The 20,364-nt window shown below is 69.0% G+C and carries 18 protein-coding genes; 10 read left to right on the top strand and 8 right to left on the bottom strand.

The features are described 5' to 3' along the window. Nucleotides 1-33 precede the first annotated feature (33 nt). Together G6N07_RS13760 and G6N07_RS13755 are read left to right on the top strand one after the other, a co-directional pair. Nucleotides 34-1,707 carry a DEAD/DEAH box helicase gene (locus G6N07_RS13760; RefSeq protein ID WP_085189202.1) on the top strand — a complete coding sequence of 558 codons (1,674 nt, stop codon included), beginning with the start codon at nucleotides 34-36 and terminating at the stop codon, nucleotides 1,705-1,707. Further along, nucleotides 1,704-2,855: an acyltransferase family protein gene (locus tag G6N07_RS13755; RefSeq protein ID WP_085189200.1), complete on the top strand. Its 1,152-nt coding sequence runs from the start codon at nucleotides 1,704-1,706 to the stop codon at nucleotides 2,853-2,855. Before G6N07_RS13760 ends, G6N07_RS13755 begins: the two co-directional genes overlap by 4 nt. Nucleotides 2,856-2,875: 20 nt before the next feature. Here the strand turns inward: G6N07_RS13755 and G6N07_RS13750 are convergent, their stop codons facing one another. Further along, nucleotides 2,876-4,240, bottom strand: coding sequence for an FAD-binding oxidoreductase (locus G6N07_RS13750; RefSeq protein ID WP_085189198.1), 1,365 nt, complete (start codon nucleotides 4,238-4,240; stop codon nucleotides 2,876-2,878). A 71-nt stretch (nucleotides 4,241-4,311) separates the two neighbouring features. On the opposite strand from G6N07_RS13750, the gene G6N07_RS20430 reads away from it, so the two are divergent. From G6N07_RS20430 to G6N07_RS13735, 4 genes are all read left to right on the top strand, one after another. Then, nucleotides 4,312-4,545 (top strand): winged helix-turn-helix transcriptional regulator, encoded by a 234-nt coding sequence (locus G6N07_RS20430; protein ID WP_235849634.1) that lies wholly within the window; start codon nucleotides 4,312-4,314, stop codon nucleotides 4,543-4,545. A 35-nt stretch (nucleotides 4,546-4,580) separates the two neighbouring features. Beyond that, nucleotides 4,581-4,739, top strand: coding sequence for a hypothetical protein (locus tag G6N07_RS20425; protein ID WP_244949066.1), 159 nt, complete (start codon nucleotides 4,581-4,583; stop codon nucleotides 4,737-4,739). A 40-nt stretch (nucleotides 4,740-4,779) separates the two neighbouring features. Then, nucleotides 4,780-5,604, top strand: coding sequence for a uracil-DNA glycosylase (locus G6N07_RS13740; RefSeq protein WP_085189197.1), 825 nt, complete (start codon nucleotides 4,780-4,782; stop codon nucleotides 5,602-5,604). A gap of 69 nt (nucleotides 5,605-5,673) precedes the next feature. Continuing rightward, nucleotides 5,674-6,723, top strand: coding sequence for an LLM class flavin-dependent oxidoreductase (locus tag G6N07_RS13735; protein WP_085189195.1), 1,050 nt, complete (start codon nucleotides 5,674-5,676; stop codon nucleotides 6,721-6,723). Nucleotides 6,724-6,729: 6 nt separating this feature from the next. Here G6N07_RS13735 and G6N07_RS13730 read toward each other — a convergent pair whose 3' ends face one another. From G6N07_RS13730 to G6N07_RS13700, 7 genes are all read right to left on the bottom strand, one after another. Continuing rightward, nucleotides 6,730-7,173: a nitroreductase family deazaflavin-dependent oxidoreductase gene (locus G6N07_RS13730; protein WP_085189193.1), complete on the bottom strand. Its 444-nt coding sequence runs from the start codon at nucleotides 7,171-7,173 to the stop codon at nucleotides 6,730-6,732. Nucleotides 7,174-7,254: 81 nt separating this feature from the next. After that, nucleotides 7,255-7,686, bottom strand: coding sequence for an HIT family protein (locus tag G6N07_RS13725; protein WP_085189191.1), 432 nt, complete (start codon nucleotides 7,684-7,686; stop codon nucleotides 7,255-7,257). Nucleotides 7,687-7,776: 90 nt separating this feature from the next. Further along, nucleotides 7,777-9,987, bottom strand: a complete 2,211-nt coding sequence (locus tag G6N07_RS13720; RefSeq protein ID WP_085189189.1) for a heavy metal translocating P-type ATPase — start codon at nucleotides 9,985-9,987, stop codon at nucleotides 7,777-7,779. Beyond that, nucleotides 9,984-10,187 carry a heavy-metal-associated domain-containing protein gene (locus tag G6N07_RS13715; protein ID WP_085189187.1) on the bottom strand — a complete coding sequence of 68 codons (204 nt, stop codon included), beginning with the start codon at nucleotides 10,185-10,187 and terminating at the stop codon, nucleotides 9,984-9,986. Before G6N07_RS13715 ends, G6N07_RS13720 begins: the two co-directional genes overlap by 4 nt. 164 nt (nucleotides 10,188-10,351) lie before the next feature. Further along, a complete protein-coding gene (locus G6N07_RS13710) occupies nucleotides 10,352-11,188 on the bottom strand; it encodes an AIM24 family protein (RefSeq protein WP_085189185.1) in 837 nt (278 codons plus the stop codon). Between the two features lie 346 nt (nucleotides 11,189-11,534). Then, nucleotides 11,535-13,418, bottom strand: coding sequence for an ABC transporter ATP-binding protein (locus tag G6N07_RS13705; RefSeq protein ID WP_085189319.1), 1,884 nt, complete (start codon nucleotides 13,416-13,418; stop codon nucleotides 11,535-11,537). Between the two features lie 8 nt (nucleotides 13,419-13,426). Further along, on the bottom strand, nucleotides 13,427-15,178 hold the full coding sequence (locus G6N07_RS13700; RefSeq protein ID WP_099050173.1) for an ABC transporter ATP-binding protein: 1,752 nt from the start codon (nucleotides 15,176-15,178) through the stop codon (nucleotides 13,427-13,429). Nucleotides 15,179-15,255: 77 nt separating this feature from the next. On the opposite strand from G6N07_RS13700, the gene G6N07_RS13695 reads away from it, so the two are divergent. The 4 genes from G6N07_RS13695 to G6N07_RS13680 all read left to right on the top strand — a co-directional run bounded on the left by G6N07_RS13695 (nucleotide 15,256) and on the right by G6N07_RS13680 (nucleotide 20,355). Then, the gene (locus tag G6N07_RS13695; protein ID WP_085189181.1) at nucleotides 15,256-15,843 is read left to right on the top strand and encodes a DUF3558 domain-containing protein; all 588 of its coding nucleotides are present in this window, start codon (nucleotides 15,256-15,258) and stop codon (nucleotides 15,841-15,843) included. Next, the gene (locus G6N07_RS13690; protein WP_085189179.1) at nucleotides 15,840-16,391 is read left to right on the top strand and encodes a DUF3558 domain-containing protein; all 552 of its coding nucleotides are present in this window, start codon (nucleotides 15,840-15,842) and stop codon (nucleotides 16,389-16,391) included. The genes G6N07_RS13695 and G6N07_RS13690 overlap by 4 nt, the downstream gene beginning before the upstream one ends. Nucleotides 16,392-16,525: 134 nt before the next feature. Next, the gene (locus G6N07_RS13685) at nucleotides 16,526-17,677 is read left to right on the top strand and encodes a metallophosphoesterase family protein (protein WP_085189177.1); all 1,152 of its coding nucleotides are present in this window, start codon (nucleotides 16,526-16,528) and stop codon (nucleotides 17,675-17,677) included. Beyond that, nucleotides 17,674-20,355, top strand: coding sequence for an AAA family ATPase (locus G6N07_RS13680; protein ID WP_085189175.1), 2,682 nt, complete (start codon nucleotides 17,674-17,676; stop codon nucleotides 20,353-20,355). The genes G6N07_RS13685 and G6N07_RS13680 overlap by 4 nt, the downstream gene beginning before the upstream one ends. The last annotated feature ends 9 nt before the right edge of the window (nucleotides 20,356-20,364 follow it).

Raw genomic sequence — 20,364 nt, 5'->3', positions numbered from 1 at the left:
AGTGGTCCGATGGCGCACTAGACTTGCCACGTTATGACGTCGCCTGAGCCGGACGCCCCCGGCACCGAAACCACCTTCGCTGGTCTGCAGATTCACCCGGAGGTGTTGCGTGCTGTCACCGATGTGGGCTACGAGACCCCGTCGGCAATCCAGGCCGCCACCATCCCGGCGATGCTTGCCGGCTCCGACGTCGTCGGGCTCGCCCAGACGGGCACCGGCAAGACCGCGGCGTTCGCGATCCCGATCCTGTCGAAGATCGACACCACCAGCCGCGTGACGCAGGCCCTCGTCCTCGCCCCGACGCGGGAGCTCGCGCTGCAGGTCGCCGAGGCGTTCGGCCGCTACGGCGCGCACCTCAACGTCAACGTGCTGCCGGTCTACGGCGGCTCCTCGTACGGCCCGCAGATGGCCGGGCTCAAACGCGGCGCGCAGGTCGTGGTCGGCACGCCCGGCCGGGTGATCGACCATCTGGAGAAGGGCACCCTCGACCTGTCGCACCTGGACTACATGGTGCTCGACGAGGCCGACGAGATGCTGCAGATGGGTTTCGCCGAGGACGTCGAGCGCATCCTGTCGGACACGCCCGAATACAAGCAGGTCGCGCTGTTCTCGGCGACCATGCCGCCGGCGATCAAGAAGATCACCGCCAAGTACCTGCACGATCCAGTCGAGGTCACGGTCAAGTCGAAGACACAGACCGCCGAGAACATCACGCAGCGCTACATCCAGGTGTCGTACCCGCGCAAGATGGACGCGTTGACGCGGCTGCTGGAGGTCGAGCAGGGCGACGCGATGATCGTGTTCGTCCGCACCAAGCAGGCCACCGAGGAGGTGGCCGAGAAGCTGCGGGCGCGTGGATTCGCCGCGGCGGCCATCAACGGCGACATCCCGCAGGCGGTCCGGGAACGCACCATTTCGCAGCTCAAGGACGGCTCGATCGACATCCTGGTCGCCACCGACGTCGCCGCACGTGGCTTGGACGTCGAGCGGATCTCGCACGTGGTGAACTTCGACATCCCGCACGACCCGGAGTCCTACGTGCACCGCATCGGGCGTACCGGACGTGCCGGCCGCTCGGGCACTGCATTACTGTTCGTCACCCCGCGCGAGCGGCACCTGCTCAACTCGATCGAACGGGTCACCCGGCAGAAGCTCGTCGAGAGCCAGCTGCCCTCGGTCGATGACGTCAACGCCCAACGGGTGGAGAAGTTCCGGGACTCGATCAGCGAGGCGCTCAACGCGCCCGGTACCGACCTGTTCCGCCGCCTCATCGAGGACTACGAACGCGACAACAACGTGCCGCTGGCCGACATCGCCGCCGCTCTGGCCGTGCAGTCGCGAAACGGCGAAGCCTTCCTGATGACCGAACCACCGCCGGAGAAGCGGCGGGAGCGTCCCGTGCGCGACGACAGCGGTCCACGCAAGCCGCGCGACCGGACGCGGACGGACCTCGCCACCTATCGCATCGCCGTGGGTAAGCGGCACAAGGTGATGCCAGGCGCCATCGTCGGCGCGATCGCCAATGAGGGCGGACTGAACCGCAGCGACTTCGGGCACATTTCGATCAAGCCGGAGTACTCGCTGGTGGAGCTGCCTGCCAGTCTGCCGAAGGACACCCTCAAGAAGCTCGAGCGCACACGCATCCAGGGTGTGCTGATCAATCTCGAGCCCGATCGCGGGCCGAGGGCGCGCCACAAGGGCAAGTGACCGCACCCCGGGGCGTGCAGGAGCCGGTGGCTCAGGGCGGACTGGAGTCGGTTTCGGCCGACGAGCGCGTCGCGTCGCTGACCGGTCTCCGCGCGGTCGCCGCGCTGCTGGTCGTGCTGACGCACGCCGCCTACACCACCGGCAAGTATCCGCAGGGCTTCGCGGGCCTGGTGTACAGCCGCATGGAGATCGGGGTGCCGATCTTCTTCGTGCTGTCGGGTTTCCTGCTGTTCCGCCCGTGGGTGCTGGCGGCGGCCCGCGGCGGCGCGCCGCCCTCGGTGCGCCGCTACGCCTGGCACCGGGTGCGCCGCATCATGCCCGCGTACGCGGTGACCGTGGTGGTGGCCTACCTCGTCTACCACTTCCGCACGGCCGGTCCGAACCCCGGGCACACCTGGGAGGGGTTGTTCCGCAACCTCACGCTCACGCAGATCTACACCGACGACTATCTGTACTCGTTCCTGCACCAGGGCCTCACCCAGATGTGGAGCCTCGCCGTGGAGGCGGCGTTCTACGTCGTGCTGCCTGTACTGGCGTGTGTGCTGCTCGTGCTCCTGTGCCGCCGCACGTGGCGACCGGCTGTGCTGCTGGCGGGGCTCGGGTCGCTCGCCGCGGTGTCGCCGCTGTGGTTGTGGCTGGTCCACGGTGTCGACTGGCTGCCCGACGGCGCCCGGCTCTGGCTGCCGACGTACCTGGTGTGGTTCGTCGGCGGCATGCTGCTCGCCGTGCTGCAGGCGATGGGGGTGCGGGTCTACGCGATGGCCGCCATTCCGGTGGCCGTGGTCTGCTATCTCATCGCGTCAACTCCGATCGCCGGTGAGCCGACCACCTCACCGGCCGAGCTGCGCGAGGCGCTGGCCAAGACCACGTTCTACGCGGTGATCGCGACGCTGACGGTCGCGCCACTGGCCTTGGGTGATCGCGGTGTGTACGCGAAGCTGATGGCCAGTCGGCCGGTGGTATTCCTGGGCGAGATCTCCTACGAGATCTTCCTGATCCACCTGGTCGTGATGGAACTGGTGATGGTTGAAATCCTCCGCTACCCGATCTACACGGGTTCGATGCTGTGGTTGTTCGTCGGCACGATGGCGGTGACGATCCCGCTGGCCTGGGTACTGCACCGGTTCACCCGCGTGCGCCCGTCGTGACCTCCGCCCGAGACCGCGGGTCAGAACCCGGCGCCCGGATTGAGGATCGCGTCGGGGTCGAGCGCCTGCTTGATCCGGCGGTTGAGTTCCATCGCCTCCGGGCCGATCTGGCCGGCCAGCCACGGTCGCTTCAACCGTCCGACGCCGTGTTCACCGGTGATGGTGCCGCCCAGCCCGACAGCCAGGTCCATGATCTCGCCGAACGCCTTCTCGGCACGCTCGGCCATCGCCGCGTCGGCCGGGTCGAACACGATCAGCGGGTGGGTGTTGCCGTCGCCGGCATGGGCGATCACCGAGATCAGCACGTCACGGTCGGCGGCGATCTTCGCCACGCCGGCCACCAGGTCCGCCAGCGCGGGCAGGGGCACGCCGACGTCTTCGAGCAGCAGCGCCCCCTTGGCCTCGACCGCCGGGATGGCGAATCGCCGGGCCGCCACGAAGGCCTCCCCCTCGTCCGGATCCGACGTCGAGAACACCTCCGTCGCACCGAATTCGGCGAAAACCTTCGCCATGAACCCGGCGTCGTCGGCACCCGCGGCGCCCCGGTCGTCGGAGGCGGCGACCATCATTGCGGCGGCATTGCGATCCAGGCCCATCCGCAGTTTGTCCTCCACCGCGTTGATCGCGACGGCGTCCATGAACTCCAGCATCGACGGCCGGATCCTGCCGGTGATGGTGACGACCGCGCCCGCCGCCGCCTCGACGGAGTCGAACGTCGCGACGACCGTGCACGGTGACGGCTGCGGCGGCAGCAGGCGCAACGTCGCCTCGGTGATGATGCCGAGCGTCCCCTCACTACCCACGAACAGCTTCGTCAGCGACAACCCTGCCACGTCCTTGAGCCGGGGCCCGCCGAGGCGCACCGCGGTGCCGTCGGCCAGCACGACCTGCAGCCCGAGCACGTAGTCGGTGGTGACGCCGTACTTCACACAGCACAGGCCGCCGGCATTGGTGGCGACGTTGCCGCCGATGCTGCAAATCTCATACGACGACGGGTCCGGGGGATACCACAGCCCCTGTTCGGCGACCGCCTTCTTGACCTCCGCGTTGAGCAGGCCGGGCTGGACCACCGCCGTTCGGGTCACCGGGTCGACGGTGATGTCGCGCATCTTCTCGGTCGACAGCACGATCGCGCCGTCGAGCGCCGTCGCCCCGCCGGAGAGCCCGGTGCCCATTCCGCGCGTAACCACCGCGACCTTGTGCACCGACGCCCACCGCAGTGTCGCCTGGACCTCTTCGGTGCGGGTCGGGCGCACCACCGCCAGCGCGGTTCCCGCGCTGGGATCGGCCGCTCGGTCCTGCCGGTAGGAGGCCACGATGTCGGGATCGGTGACGACGACACCGTCGGGCAGTTCGGCGACCAGGTCGCTCAGGGCGGGGCTCACGTCGCCATGGTAGGGCGGGGGATTCCTCGAGTAACCGCTTGGAGCGGCGCCGATCGCCCTATTTTCAACGCATGCCCCGCTCCTACGGCCAGCACTGCGCACTGGCCAAGAGCCTCGACCTGGTCGGTGACCGGTGGACTCTGCTGATCGTGCGCGAGTTGCTCGATCGGCCGCGGCGCTACGGGCTGGTGGTCAAACGGGAACTTCCCAAGCCGGCATCGGGAAAGGTGTACGACCTCACCGGCGACGGCCGCGCGCGGTGCGCGCCTATGTGCGCGACGACCGCACCGGTCCTGATGTGGTAGTGCGGCTGGCGACGCCACAGGGCGGTGCGACGATCGTGATCGGCGACCGACGGGTGGAGTTGGTCGGCGACGGTGCCGATTCAGACGTCACACCCGACGTGGTGCTGACCGGTGAGGTCGACGTGCTGGCCGGCGCCACGGAAGCGGTTCGACGGCTCGCCGAGGTGTTCACCCCGCCCCGGGTTCGTCTCTAGGCCCGCGACGGATTCAACGTCCGCGGGGCACAGTGGAGCCGTGCAGCTGCCTCATCCGCGCACCGGCGCCCTGTTCACCTCACCCGTCTCTCCGGGTAGCGGGTGGCCCGGAGATCCGGCCACCGGTGCGACGGCGGTCGCGGCGTCGGCGGCGACGGTGGAGTCCCTGGCGGCCGAGGTGGGGTCGCTCGGCGAGCTGGAAGCGCTGGTGTCGGTGTGCCGCGCCTGCCCGCGCCTGGTCGAGTGGCGGGAGGCGACCGCAGCGGTCAAACGCAGGTCGTTCGCCGATCAGCCGTACTGGGGCAGACCCGCACCCGGCTGGGGGGACGCGCGTCCGCGAATCATGGTCGTCGGCCTGGCCCCGGCAGCCCACGGCGCCAACCGCACGGGCCGGATCTTCACCGGTGACCGGTCCGGGGACTTCCTGTTCGCAGCGCTGCACCGCGCCGGCCTGGCCAACCAGGCGCTGTGCGTCGACGCCGCAGACGGCCTGACACTCAACGACGTCCGCATGGCCGCCGCGGTCCGGTGTGCACCCCCGGCGAATGCGCCGACCCCGGCTGAACGGGCGACGTGCGCACCGTGGCTGGACGCGGAGTGGCGTCTGATCCGCGGTGACGTGCGGGCCGTGATCGCGCTGGGTGGCTTCGCGTGGAAGGCGGCGCTACAGATGCTGCGCCGCGGTGGGGCGGCCGTGACGGTCCCTGCGCCGACATTCGGGCACCTTGCTGCGGCGGAGTTCGATGGCCTTACGCTGCTGGGCTGTTATCACCCGAGCCAGCAAAACACGTTTACCGGCAAGCTCACTCCGGCGATGATGGACGACGTCTTCGCCGAGGCCCGAAGAAGGGCAGGGATCCGGTGACCACCGTGCTGGTGATCGGCGCCTCCGAGCTCACGGACTATTGCGGGCCCGGAATGCGTTGACGTTGCCATGCGCCTATCTGTCCTGGACCTCATTCCCGTGCGCACCGACCAGACCACGTCGGACGCGCTGGCGGCGACCACCCGACTCGTCCAGACCGCCGACCGGCTCGGCTACACGCGTTACTGGATCGCCGAGCACCACAACATGCCCGCCGTCGCGGCGACCAGTCCGCCGGTCGTGATCGCCCACCTGGCCGCGCATACGTCTCATATCCGGTTGGGTTCCGGCGGTGTGATGCTGCCCAATCACGCGCCGCTGGCGGTGGCCGAACAGTTTGCGCTTCTGGAGGCCGCCCACCCGGGCCGCATCGACCTCGGCGTCGGCCGGGCTCCCGGGTCCGACCCGGTGACGTCGATGGCGCTACGCGGCGCCGCCGGGCGCGGCGACACCGACATCGAACGCTTCCCCGACTACCTCGACGACGTCGCGGCGCTGATGAGCCGCCACGGGGTGCGGGTGTCGTTGCCGCGCAACCTGATGCGTGAGACCTACATCCTCAAGGCCACCCCTGGGGCGACCACCGAACCGCGGTTGTGGCTGCTCGGCTCGTCGATGTACTCCGCGCACCTGGCCGCGGCGAAGGGTTTGCCGTACGTGTTCGCCCACCATTTCTCGGGTCAGGGCACCGCCGAGGCGTTGGCGACCTATCGCGCGGAGTTCCGTCCCAGCGACGTCGCCGCCGCCCCGCTCACGTTCCTCACCGTCAACGCCGTCGTCGCCGACACCCACGACGAGGCGATGGCGCTGATGCTGCCCAACCTGCACATGATGGCTAAGCTGCGCACCGGTGAGCCGCTGACCGCGCTCGACCTCGTGGAGGACGCCGAGGCGAAGAAGCTCAGCCCGCAAGCCCAGGCCGTCGTCGAGGATGGACTGCAGCGCGCCGTGGTCGGTTCGCCGGCCGAGGCGGCCGAGCAGGTGCGGGCACTGGCCGCCGAGTTCGACGTCGACGAGGTGATGGTGAACCCGGTCGCCTCAGCACGCCGGGGCACCGATCCGGCGACGGCGCCGGCCCGCGACACCACCCTGGAACTGCTCGCCAAAGAGTTGCTCTAGGCGGCTCTATGGCTTGAGCACGACGATCGGGATGGGCCGCGTCGTGCGTTTCTGGTAGGCGTCGTAGCGATTGGAGGTTTTGTCGTTGACGATCCGCCACAACCGGGCGTAGTCCGGATCGTCGGGCAGCACCGGCTGCGCCGTCACGGCCAGGCGTTTCGTACCGATGTTGATCTCGACGTTCGGGTTGGCCTTGAGGTTGTGGTACCAGCCCGGCGACCGCGGCGCCCCGCCCATCGACGCGACCACGAGGTAATTGGCGCCGTCGCGGGCGTAGCTGAGTGTGGTACTGCGGACCTTACCGGTCTTGGCGCCCACCGTGTGCAGCAGCAGGCTCGGCGGGGCGCCGGGAATCCGGTGGCCGACTCGGCCGCCTGACTTCTTGTACAGCAGGTCGTGCAGCTTCAGCAGCCGCAGTCCGACCTGTTCGACGGGGGAGAGGTGGCTCATTGCACCAGTGTGTCAGCACGTCGAGGTCTCCGAACGCACCCCAGGCGATCCGGTCGGCCCTGAGGAGCGCCGTAATGAGCCCTACGGCGTGCGGTCGAGTTCGGCGAGTGCCTCTCGCAGCAGCCGGCCCGATTCCTCGCGGTCGGGGTCTCGGCGCAGCAACATGTTCTTGGCGAACGACAGCTTGTCGCCGCCACGGCGGGGCAGCACGTGCAGATGGACGTGGAACACCGTCTGGAAGGCCGCCTTACCGTCGTTGATGACGACGTTGTTGCCGTCGGCGTGCAGTCCCGAGCGGCGGGCCGCCTTGGCGATGCGCTGCCCGATGCGGGCCATACCGGCGACCGTCTCCGGCGGGGTGTCGGTGAGGTCCACGCTGTGACGCTTCGGGATCACCAGGGTGTGGCCGCGGGCGAACGGGCGGATGTCGAGGATTCCCAGGTAGTCGGCATCCTCGTAGACGCGGATGGCGGGCGCATCGCCGGCGACGATGTCGCAGAACACACAAGACATCCCGCCACGGTAGCCCGCGTGGTCAGGAGTTCGCGTACGTCTCCGCCCGGGAGACCAGCGAGCAGTGTCCGCCGCCCCGCCCGCTGAACCTCAGCGCGACGGGGTGAACCGGCGCAGCCGCAAGCTGTTGGTGACCACGAACACCGAGCTGAAGGCCATCGCCGCGCCGGCGATGAGCGGGTTGAGCAGACCGAACGCCGCCAAGGGCAGCGCAGCGACGTTGTAGGCGAAGGCCCAGAACAGATTTCCCTTGATGGTGCCCAGCGTGGCGCGTGACAGTCGGATCGCGTCCGGAACGGCACGCAGGTCGCCGGTCACCAGGGTGAGGTCCGACGCCTCGATCGCCGCATCGGTGCCGGTGCCCATGGCCAAGCCGAGGTCGGACTGCGCCAGCGCGGCGGCGTCGTTCACCCCGTCACCGACCATCGCCACGACCTTGCCGTCGCGCTGCAGCCGCCGGACGGCCTCGACCTTGTCGCGCGGCAGCACCTCGGCGATCACGCTTGCGGGCCCCACCTCGATACCGACCTGCCGGGCCACCGCCTCCGCGGCGCGTCGGTTGTCGCCGGTGAGTAGCACCGGGGTCAGCCCCAGCGCGCGCAGGTCGGCGATCGCGTCGGCCGCGTTGTCCTTGACCGTGTCGGAGACGACGACGACCCCACAGATTGCTCCGTCGGCGGCGAACCACACCGGCGTCTGTCCCTCGGCCTCCGCCGCCTCGGCGGCGGCGCGCAGGTCGTCGGGTACCGGCGCCGCGACGGTCTCGGTCAGCCAGCCCAGCCGTCCTGCCGCGACGCGGTGCCCGTCGACGACACCGCTGACGCCGCTGCCCCCATGGTTCACGAACTCCTCGACCGCTGGTAGCTCGCCATGCTCGCCGGCGTGCGCCGCGATCGCGCGGGCGATGGGGTGCTCCGACGCGCTCTCCACGGCACCGAACAGTCGCATCGTCGCCTCGTCGGCGAATGTGGCGACGACCGACATCTGCCCCGTCGTGACGGTTCCGGTCTTGTCCAGTACGACGGTGTCGACGCGGCGCGTCGACTCCAGCATCTGCGGGCCCTTGATCAGGATGCCCAGTTGGGCGCCGCGGCCCGTGCCGACGAGCAGTGCGGTCGGCGTGGCCAGGCCGAGTGCGCACGGACAGGCGATGATCAGCACGGCGACAGCTGCGGTGAACGCCGCGCTGACCGGTCCGCCTGCCAGCAGCCACCCGGCCAGGGTCAGCAGCGAGAGCCCGATGACGACCGGGACGAAAACTGCCGACACCCGGTCGGCCAGCCGCTGTACCTCGGCCTTACCGCTCTGCGCCTCGTTGACCAGTCGGGCCATCTGCGCCAGCTGGGTGTCGGCGCCGACCCGGGTGGCGCGCACCGTGAGCCGGCCGCCCACGTTGACTGTCGCGCCCACGACGTCGTCGCCGGGCCCCTTTTCGACGGGCACGGACTCACCGGTCAGCATGGACATGTCGACGGCCGAGGAACCGGACACCACCACCCCGTCGGTCGCGATCTTCTCGCCCGGCCGCACCACGAACTGGTCGCCGACGCTCAGCTCGCCGACGGGAATCCGGACCTCCTGCGAACCGCGCAGGATCGCGACGTCTTTGGCGCCCATGCCGAGCAGTGCGCGCAGCGCCGCTCCGGACTGCCGTTTGGCCCGCGCCTCGAAGTAGCGGCCCGCGGTGAGGAAGGTGGTCACCGCGGCGGCGACCTCAAGGTAGAGGTGCACGTCGCCGGTGTCCGACGGCAGCAGGTCGAACGACATCGTCATCCCCGGCATCCCTGCGTGGGTGAAGAACAACGCCCACAGCGACCACAGATACGCGGCGCTCACGCCAACCGAGATCAGCGTGTCCATGGTGGCCGCGCCGTGGCGCAGGTTCACCCACGCGGCCCGGTGGAACGGCCACGCACCCCACACCACGACGGGGGAGGCGAGCGTCAAGGTCAGCCACTGCCAGTTGTCGAACTGCAGTGCCGGGATCATCGACAGCAGCACCACCGGGATGCTCAGCGCCGCGGAGATCGCCAACCGCTGTCGCCATGCGGCGGCCTCGTCCGGCCGGGGCGGCTCGGGCTCCTCGGATTCAGGGGTGGGCAGCGTCGCGGTGTAACCGGTGGCCTCCACGACCGCGACCAGGTCCTCCGGGCGCACGGTCTCGGGGTAGGTGACGGTGGCCTGTTCGGTCGCGTAGTTCACCGACGCGCTGACGCCGTCGATCTTGTTGAGCTTCTTCTCGACGCGGGCCGCGCAGGACGCGCAGGTCATACCGCCGACGTCGAGGACGACGGAACTCATGCCGTGGAGCGGACGTCGTATCCGCAATCCTCGATGGCGGTGACGACGGCGGCCTTGTCGGGTTCACCGGTGACGGTGACGGCGGCGGCATCGAGGTCCACGGTGACGCCGGTGACACCGGGCAACGGCTGCACGGCCTTGGTGATGCTGGCAACGCAGTGTGCGCAGCTCATACCTTCGACTTCCAGTTTCAGGCTCATGACGCCATCCTATACCCCTAGGGGGTAGGGGTAAACGGGATCGGGTACGTCTACCCCGGGCGCGTCCCGTGCCCGGCCTCGCGTGCAGGTCCCGGCTGTCCACGACCGGGAGGCTGCTCAGGTCGCGGTAGCGGAGTTCGGGGTGTCCGCGGTCGGGGGGTCGGTCACTGCGTCGGCACCAGGATGCCCTCGGACGGTTGCACGATCACAAAACCCTGTCCGTGGAAGGCCACCTGCAGTGCCTCACCGGATCCGCGGCCGATCAGCGCACCAGCCTTGAAACTCGCCTTGAGCTGGGTCTGCAGGTTTGCCGACCACGCGACGACGGCGTTGGTGTCGGCAAAGGTGGGCGCCTCGGCGGCATCGAGAACCACCGGAGGGCCGTCGGTCGTCAACGCGACCCACCCCGTGCCGCGCAGCGTGGTGTTGAACAGGCCGCCGGTGGCGATGCTGCCGCCGCGCACCCGCTCGATGTTCCAGTCCAACCCCGCCGAGAAGGCGAGCACGTTCTTGCCGCTGATCGACAGGCCGCTGTCGGTGAGTCTGAGCAGGTGCACGTCGTAGCTTCGTTCGGCGAGGAACACGTCGCCTTGACCCTGGCACCGCATCAGCGGCAGCCCTTCGCCGGTGAGCGCCTTCTTCAGGAACTTCGACGCGCCACCGCCCTCGAAGGAGAAGTCGACGTTGCCCTGGTAGGCCACCATCGCCCCCTGCCGCGCCATGAACGGTTCGCCGAGACGCACCCGCAACATCTTGGTGTTCTGGTTGGCGATCGGGGTGGCGTCCTTCTCGCCGAACCGGCCGTCGACCAGGTCGCCGGAGATACCGGCGAACCCGTCGCCACCCACCGGCGCCTGGGTGGGTGCCGGTGTGGCGGGCGCTCCAGCCAATGGTGCCCGCATCACCTGGCCGTGGCTGGACACCTGGTCGGTCCAGCCCTGTCCGTCCCACCAACGGAACTGGTGGCGGCCGTCGGGGTCGGGCAGCCATTGACCGGTCAATGTCTGACTCCTCGTCGTCGGTGGGAAGACTGTGCTCAACCCTGAAGACTGTGCTCAACCCTTGAAGACTGTGCTCAACCCTTGAAGACTGTGCTCAACCCTTGAAGACTGTGCTCAACCCTTGAAGACTGTGCTCAACCCTAAATCAGTGCGCCGTCCGACACGCCAAGCGTGGCGACGAGAAGACATATGAGACCGTCCACGGAGCGGCTTTTGGGAAGTACGACTACATCAACATCTGGCGGGATCAACATCTGGCGGGATCAACATCTGGCGGGTCGAGGTGCACTCCGACAAGGGGCCTGCCGAACCGCCCGCTTTGGAGCCCGCCGTTCCGGGGGCCCGCTCAAACCTGTGTCATGGACCAGTATTCGCCGCGACGGGCGACGAGCTCGTCGTGGGTTCCGCGTTCGACGATGCGGCCGGACTCCATGACCAGGATCAGACCCGCGTCGCGGATGGTCGACAGACGGTGGGCGACGATGAAACTGGTCCGGTCGCGGCGCAGTGCGGCCATCGCCTGTTGGATGAGCAGTTCGGTGCGGGTGTCCACCGAACTGGTCGCCTCGTCGAGTACCAGCAGCTGCGGTTGGGCCAGTACCGCGCGGGCGATCGTGATCAGCTGTTTCTCGCCGGCGCTGATCGAGCCGCCGTCGTCGGTGACCCGGGTGTCGTAACCGTCGGGCAGCGTGTGGACGAAGTGGTCGACGTGTGCGGTTCTCGCGGCCTCGATCACCTCCTCTGACGTCGCGCCGGGCCTGCCGTAGGCGATGTTGTCGTAGATCGTGCCGGCGAACAGCCAGGTGTCCTGCAGCACCAGGCCGATCCGCGAGCGCAGGGAGTGTCGGCTGACCGTGGAGATGTCGATGCCGTCGAGCAGGACCCGGCCGGAGTCGACGTCGTAGAACCGCATCAGCAGGTTGACCAGCGTCGTCTTGCCCGCACCGGTCGGCCCGACGATGGCCACGGTGGCGCCCGGTTCGGCCACCAGTGACAGGTCCTCGATGACCGGTGTACCGGGCTGGTAGCCGAAGTGGACGTGTTCGAACTCGACCCTGCCCCTGGTTGGGGGCAGCGGCGTCACCGGATCGGCGGGCTGCTCCTCGGCGTCGAGCAGTTCGAAGACGCGCTCGGCGCTGGCAATCCCGGACTGCAGCGTGTTGTACATCGCGGCGACCTGGGCCAGCGGCTGGTTGAACTGGCGGACGTACTGGATGAACGCTTGGATGTTGCCGATCGTGACTTGTCCTGTCGCCACCTGGAGGCCCCCGACGACGGCGACCGCTACGTAGCTGAGGTTGCCGATGAACCCCGTCGCCGGCGAGACCAGCCCCGAGAAGAACTGGGCGCCGAAGCTGGACTGGTACACCTCGTCGTTGAGCTCGCGGAACTTCTGCTGTGCGGCGGTGCGGTGCCCAAACGTCTTGACGATCGTGAAACCGCTGTAGGTCTCCTCGATGTGGGCGTTGAGCCGGCCCGTGTTGCGCCACTGCGCGACGAACAGCCGCTGACTGCGCTGGGTGATCCAGCGGATCGCCAGCAGCGACAGCGGCACGGTCACCACGGTGAGCAGGGTGAGCAGCGGTGAGATCGTCAGCATCATCACCAGCACCGCGACGATCGTCAGCAGCGAGGTCAGCAGCTGGCTGATCGTGATGGTCAGCGAGGTCTGGATGTTGTCCACGTCGTTGGTGACGCGGCTGAGCACCTCACCGCGCTGGCGGGTGTCGAAGTAGGACAGCGGAAGCCGGTGCACCTTGTCCTCGACGTCGGCGCGCAACCGGACCATGGTGCGCTGCACGACGACGTTGAGGGTCCGGGCTTGGATCCACACCAGGAGCGCTGCAACGAGATACACACCAAGAGCCAGCGCCAGGGTGCGCGCGACGGCGCCGAAGTCCACGCCCTGTCCGGGCACGACGGCCATCCCGGACAGCAAGTCGGCGAACGCCGAGTCCCCGCGCGCCTGGGCCGCCTCGATGGCCTGCTCCTTGGTCAGCCCCGCGGGTAACCCTCGGCCGATCACCCCGTTGAACAACAGGTCAGTCGCGTGTCCGAGGATCCGCGGGCCGAGCACCCCGAGCGCGATGCCCACCACCCCGAGTCCGATCACCGCCGTGGTGAGCGTGCGCTGCGGGACGAGCCGCCGGACCAGGCGAAAGGCGGAGCCTTTGAAGTCGCGGGTGCGTTCGGCCGGCGCCTGCAGAAGGCCGCGCATCGGCCGGCCCATCGGTCCGGTCACGGGCCACCGCCGACGTCGGCGTCCACCGACTGCGATTCGGCGAACTGCGCGTACGTCGGGCAGTCGGCGAGCAGTGACTCGTGCGTGCCGACGCCGACGACGCGGCCGTCGTCGAGGACAATCACCTGGTCGGCCTGTGCGACGGTGGAGAGCCGTTGTGACACGACGATGACGGTGGCCTCGGCCGACACCTCGCGCAGCGACGCGCGGACCCGGGCGTCGGTGTGGACGTCGAGCGCGGACAGCGCGTCGTCGAACAGGTACACCGCGGGCCTGCGGATGACGGCGCGCGCGATCGCCAGCCGCTGCCGCTGTCCGCCGGAGAAGTTCATCCCGCCCTGGGCGACGCGCCGCTGCAGCCCGTCGGCGTGTGCGCGCACGAAGTCCTCGGCGGCGGCCACCCGCAGCGCATCCCACATCTCTTCCTCGGTCGCAACGTGTCCCGGGGCCGCCCCGAGCTGCAGGTTGTCGGCCACGGTGCCGCTGAACAGGTAGCCGCGCTGGGGTACCAGCCCGATCAGCGACCACAGCCGTTCGATGTCGTAGTCGCGGAGGTCGGTCCCGTCGACCCGGATGCTGCCGCCGGTGACGTCGTAGAGACGGCACATCAGCGAGATCAGGGTGGATTTGCCGGACCCGGTGGACCCGACGATCGCCGTCGTCGCCCCGGGATACGCGGTCAGCGAGATCTCTTCGACGACCGGCCGGTCGGCGCCCGGATAACAGAAGGTGGCGCCCTCCAGGCGGATCTCTCCGCGCACGGTGTCCGGCCGGACGGCGTCGGGCGGGCTGTCGATGCCCGGTCGGGTGGCCAGCACCTCGCCGATCCGTTCGGCGCAGACCGCCGCCCGCGGGATGACGATCAGCATGAACGTGGCCATCAGCACGGCCATCAGGATTTGCATGAAGTAGGACAGGAACGCGATCAGTGAACCGACCTGCATTTGACCGGCGTCGATGCGCAGACCGCCGAACCAGATCAGCGCGACGCTCGAGACGTTGATGACCAGCGTCGTCACCGGCAGCATCAGAGCCTGCCAGCGGCCGGCGTCGAGGGCCGTGTCCGACAGCCTCTGGTTGGCGTCGGCGAAGCGGTCGCGTTCGAGCGGTTCGCGGGCGAAAGCGCGGATCACCCGCAGGCCGGTGAGTTGATCGCGCATGACCCGGTTGATGTTGTCGATGAGCTGTTGCATGCGCCGGAAAATCGGCAGTAGATGCGACACGATCCAGTAGTTGGCCAGCGCCAGCACCGGGATGCTCACCAGCAGCAGCCACGACAGCCCCGCATCCTGGTGGATCGCCATGAAGATGCCGCCGACTGACATGATTGGCGCGGTGATGAGCATCGTGCACGTCAACTGCACAAGCCGCTGGATCTGGCCGACGTCGTTGGTGGTGCGGGTGAGCAGCGACGGCGCGCCGAACCGCGCGGTGTCCTCCGCGGAGAACCGCGTCACCCGGTCGAAGATCGCCGAGCGCAGGTCACGGCCGAACCCCATACCGGCCCGCGACCCGAAGTACACCGCGCCGACCGCGCACACCACCTGCAGCGCGGTGACGCCGAGCATCACCATGCCCAGTTCGACGATGGTCCCGGTGTCGCCCTTGGCGACGCCGTCGTCGATGATCGCGGCGTTCACAGTCGGCAGGTACAGCGAGGCGAAAGTGCTGACGACCTGGAGTGCGGCGACCACCCAGAGCAGTCCGCGGAACGGCTGCGCGTACTGCCGCAGCAGACCCAAGAGCATCTCGCTACTGTCGCACACCGAATGAAATCGCAGGTCAACCGGCATGTCGGTGGTTCACGATCAAGGCGGCCGCTACAGTGCATGGCGTGAACACCAGCACGCCCACGACGGGACGGACCCGCAACGTGAAGGCGCTGGCCGCGCTGGCGACGGCCGTGATGCCGCTGTTGGCCGCCTGTTCCTCGGACCCTGAGCCCGGGGCGCCGGGTGAGGCGCCGCAGAGCACGCAGGCCCAGCAGGACGTCAAGCACGGCCCGTTCTTCCCCCAGTGCGGTGGAATCAGCGACCAGACCATGAGCCAGCTCACCGAGGTGCCGGGTCTGGTGAACACCGCGACGACGTCGGTGGGCTGCCAGTGGCTGGCCGGCGGCAGCATCGTGGGGCCGCACTTCTCGTTCACCCATTTCCGTGGCAGCCCCATCGGGCGTGAGCGCAAGACCGAGGAGCTGTCGCGCACCAGCGTCGAGGACATCAACATCGAGGGCCACGACGGATTCATCGCGACGGGCGACGATCTGACGCTGGGCACCAACCTGTGTGAGATCGGCATCCAGTTCGACAACGACTTCATCGAATGGTCGGTCAGCTTCGCCGACAAACCGTTCCCGGACCCATGTGAGGTGGCCAAAGAGCTCACCCGCCAGTCGATTGTGAATTCCCGATGAGCCGCTCTGCACGGACTCTGGCCGCGGTGGCCGCGCTGCTGGCCGCCCTGACCATGCTGCTGGGCTGCACCCGTACCGTCGAGGGCACCGCGGCGCGCGCCGGCTCCGGCGGTGGGCCGAGCAACAACGACTCCGAACGGCAGTATCCGAACCTGCTCAAAGAGTGCGACGTGCTGACCGAGGACATCCTGGCCGAAACGGTCGGCGCGGACCCGCTCGACATCCAGAGCACCTTCGTGGGCGCCGTCTGCCGCTGGCAGGCCGCCAATCCCGCCGGCCTGGTGGACATCACCCGCTTCTGGTTCGAGGAAGGCAGCCTCGACAACGAGCAGGAGACGGCCCAGAAGCTCGAGTACCAGATCGAGAACCGGTCGGTGGCCGGGGTGCCGTCGATCGTGATGCGACCCGGCGATCCCAACGGGTCGTGCGGCGTGGCCAGCGATGCGGGCGGTGTGGTCGGCTGGTGGGTCAACCCGCAGGCCCCGGGGATCGACGCCTGCGGGATGGCGATCAAGCTGATGGAGCTGACGCTCGCCACCAACTCCTAGCGACATCGCCAGTCGGGAACCTCGCCGCGGTGCCCGTCCTCGTGCGGCCACATGCCGGTCGAGGTCCGCTGAGTTGTCGGTGCCCGGTCCTACACTCGCCATGCACCGCGACGACGAGGCAAGGGACGGGCCACATGCGATTCCTGCATACCGCCGACTGGCAGCTCGGGATGACCCGCCACTTCCTCAACGGCGAGGCGCAGCCCCGGTATTCGGCGGCCCGGCGCGAGGCCGTCGTCGCGCTCGGCGCGCTGGCGGCCCAGGCGAAGGCGGAGTTCGTGGTGGTCGCCGGCGACGTGTTCGAACACAATCAGCTCTCCCCACGCGAGGTCAGCCAGTCGCTCGAGGCCATGCGGACCATCGGGGTCCCGCTCTATCTGCTGCCCGGAAACCACGACCCGTTGGACGCGTCCTCGGTATACACCAGCGCGCTGTTCACCGCCGAACGCCCGGACAACGTCACCGTCCTCGATCACCCCGGTGTCCATACGGTGCGGCCGGGGCTTGAACTTGTCGCGGCGCCGTGGCGGTCGAAGGCTCCGACGAGCGATCTGGTCGGTGACGTACTTGCCGATCTCCCCGCCGACGGTGTGACGCGCATCGTCGTCGGCCATGGTGCGGTGGACCTCATCGACCCGGGAAAGGAGAAGGCGGCGCTCATCGGGCTGGCCACCGTGGAGGCGGCGCTGACGCGCGGCGCGGTGCACTATGTCGCGTTGGGGGACAAGCACTCTCGCACCGATGTCGGCGCCACCGGCCGGGTCTGGTACTCAGGGTCGCCGGAGGCCACCAACTACGACGACATCGAAACTGACTCCGGGCATGTCCTGGTGGTCGACATCGACGAGGACGACGACCTGCGGCGTGTGCGAGTGCGCAGCGAGAGGTTGGGGCGCTGGCGGTTCGTCACGCTGACCCGATCGGTCGACGACAGCCGCGACGTCGCCGATCTCGACCTCAACCTCGACCTCATGCCGGACAAGGAGCGCACGGTGGTCCGCCTCGGACTGACCGGGTCGCTCACCGTCACCGACAAGGCCGCTCTGGACGAGTGTCTGCACAAGTACTCCCGGCTGTTCGCGGCGCTCACTGAGTGGGAGCGGGGGACCGACATCGCGGTCCTGCCCGCTGACGGTGAATTCGACGATCTGGGTGTCGGCGGGTTCGCGGCCGCGGCCGTCGACGAGTTGGTCGAGGCCGCCCGCGCCGACGGCGACCGCGCGGAGGACGCCCGCGCCGCGCTCGCCCTGCTCCTGCGCCTGGTCGAACGAAGCGAGGTCGCATGAAGCTGCACCGCCTGGTGTTGACCAACTACCGCGGCGTCAGCCGCCGCGAGGTCGAGTTCCCCGACCGCGGTGTCGTGGTGATCAGCGGGGCCAACGAGATCGGCAAATCCTCGATGATCGAGGCGCTGGATCTGCTGTTCGCCGCCAAGGACCGCTCGACGAAGAAGGAAGTCAAGCAGGTCAAGCCCACGCACGCCGACGTGGGTACCGAGATCAGCGCCGAGATGACCACCGGGGCATATCGGTTCGTCTACCGCAAGCGATTCCACAAGCGTGCGGAGACGGAGCTGACCATTGTCGTCCCGCAGCGTGAACAGCTCACCGGTGACGAGGCCCACGAGCGTGCGCTGATCCTTCTCGAACAGACCGTCGACATGGATCTGTGGCGAGCGCAACGGGTCTGGCAATCCGCCTCCACTGCCGCGGCCGACTTCTCCGGCTCCGATGCGCTGGCCCGCGCGCTCGACGTGGCCGCCGGTGAAGCGGCCGCCACCTCGGGTGTTGAACCGCTGCTCGTCGACCGCATCGACGAGGAGTACAGCCGGTACTTCACTGCCACCGGGCGGCCCACGGGGGAGTGGGCCGCCGCGATCAAACGGCTGCAGGCGGCCGAAGCCGAGGCGGCGCGCTGCGCGGCCGCGGTCGGTGAGGTCGACGAGGCGGTGCGCCGGCACGCGGTGCTGACCGACCGACTGGCGGAGTCGAGCATGCAGCGAGCGGCGCTCACCAGAGAGCTGATCGCCGCGCGGGAAGCCGCGCAGGCGGTGGCGGCGCTGCGCCGGCAGGTCGACGAGGCGGACGTCATCGCCAAGGCTGCTCAGGCCACGCGCACCGCCTCGCTCGCCGCGGTCACCGAACGCCGCCGGGTGCGGGCGGACATCGACGAGCGCCGCGCGGCGATCACCGATCTCGAAGCCGCGGTCGCCATCGCGGTCGATGAGGAGGCGACCGCCCGCCATGTCGACGAGGCGGCGCAGCAGGCTGCCGAGCAGGCGCGCGCCGCAGTGGAAGAACAGCAGGCCCGCGTCGACACGATACGCGCTGTGGCCCAACGTCTTTCGGACAGCCACGAGGCCGACCGGCTGGCGGCCAGGCTGGCGAAGATCGACGCGGCGATCCGTGAGCTGGCGGCCGTCGACACCGCAATGGCCGGGATCACGGTCACCGACACCTCGATCCGGCGCGTCGAGGCCGCCGCCCTGGCCGTCCAGCGGGCCGCCGGGCAGGCCGAATCAGCCTCTGCCCGAATAGAGATCGAGGCCGTCGCCGACCTCGAGGTGCGGGTCGGAGACGACTTGGTGCGGCTGGCCGCTGGGCAGGGCTGGTCGGTCAATGCCACGTCGCCGACCGAGCTGACCGTACCCGCGCTGTTGACGGCGCGCGTGGTGCCCGGCGCCCCGGCGGTCCAGACCCAGGCCCGGCTCGACGAGGCCAACGCGGAACTGGCGGCCGCGCTGCAGGACGCCGGCGCCGCCGACGTCGTGGCCGCGCGGAGCCTGCACGACCGGCGCCGCGAGCTGAAGCAGACGCGGGCGACATTGCGTGCGACTGTCGATGCGCTGACCGGTGACAACAGCGAAGCGGCACTGCGGGCACGGCTGACCGAACTCCGGGACGGGCAACCGGACGCCGAAGGGCTGTTCGACCTCGCCGGTCCGGCAGATGCCGCCGCGGCCCGCATGGCCCTGGCCGCCGTCGTCGCTGCGCATCAGCGCGCCATCGTCGACTGCGAGACCCATCGCAAGGTGGCGGTGGCGGCCTCGGCGGAGTTGGCGCAGAAGACCACTCGGCTCGGTGTCGTGCAGGAGAAGCTCACCGCCGCACAGGCGGAGCTGAACCGCGTTACCGAACGGCTGGCCGCGGCCAGAGACACCGTGGCCGACGAGGCGCTGTCGGTGGCGGCCGAAGCCGACCGTGAGGCCGCCGAGCGCGCCGCCGCCCGCGCCGCCCAGCTTCGCGACGAACTGGCGCAGTGCGCGCCGGAGGAGGTCGACGCAACTCTTTCCGAGGTGACGCGTCGCGAAAGGGCGCTGCAGGCCCGCCACGAGGAGACGACCGAGGCGCTGCGTGAAGTGACTGCCGCGCTGAAGGTGTACGGCACCGAGGGCCGGCAGTGCCAATTGGACAGTGCGCACGCCGAACGCCAACACGCCGAGTCCGACTACCTGCGGGTGCACCGCAGGGCGCGGGCGGTGGAGCTTCTGCGTTCGGTGATGAGCAGGCACCGCGCGGCGACGCGGCAACGCTACGTCGAGCCGTACCGCCGTGAGGTCGAACGGTTGGGGCGGCTGGTGTTCGGTGAGAGCTTCGAAGTCGAGATCGACAGCGATCTGCGGATCCACAACCGCACGCTAGCCGGCCGCACAGTGCCCTACGAATCACTGTCCGGCGGTGCGAAGGAACAGTTGGGCATCGTGGCTCGGCTCGCCGGCGCTGCCCTTGTGGCCAAGGAGGACTCGGTGCCCGTCGTCATCGACGACGCGCTTGGATTCACCGATCCCGACCGGTTGACCAAGATGGGCACCGTTTTTGACGTCATCGGTGGTGACGGCCAGGTGATCGTGTTGACATGCAACCCGCAGCGGTACGCATCGGTGCCCGGCACACACCATATCGAGTTGACGTCTGAGCGAGAGCTTTCACCGCTTCCGCCGAATGCCGCTGCCCGTGACACGTGAGGTATCCAC

This window comes from Mycolicibacterium doricum (assembly GCF_010728155.1).
GTDB lineage: Bacteria > Actinomycetota > Actinomycetes > Mycobacteriales > Mycobacteriaceae > Mycobacterium > Mycobacterium doricum.
The sequence above is the reverse complement of the archived record's forward strand: the minus strand, read 5'-3'. Positions and strand labels throughout refer to the sequence as shown.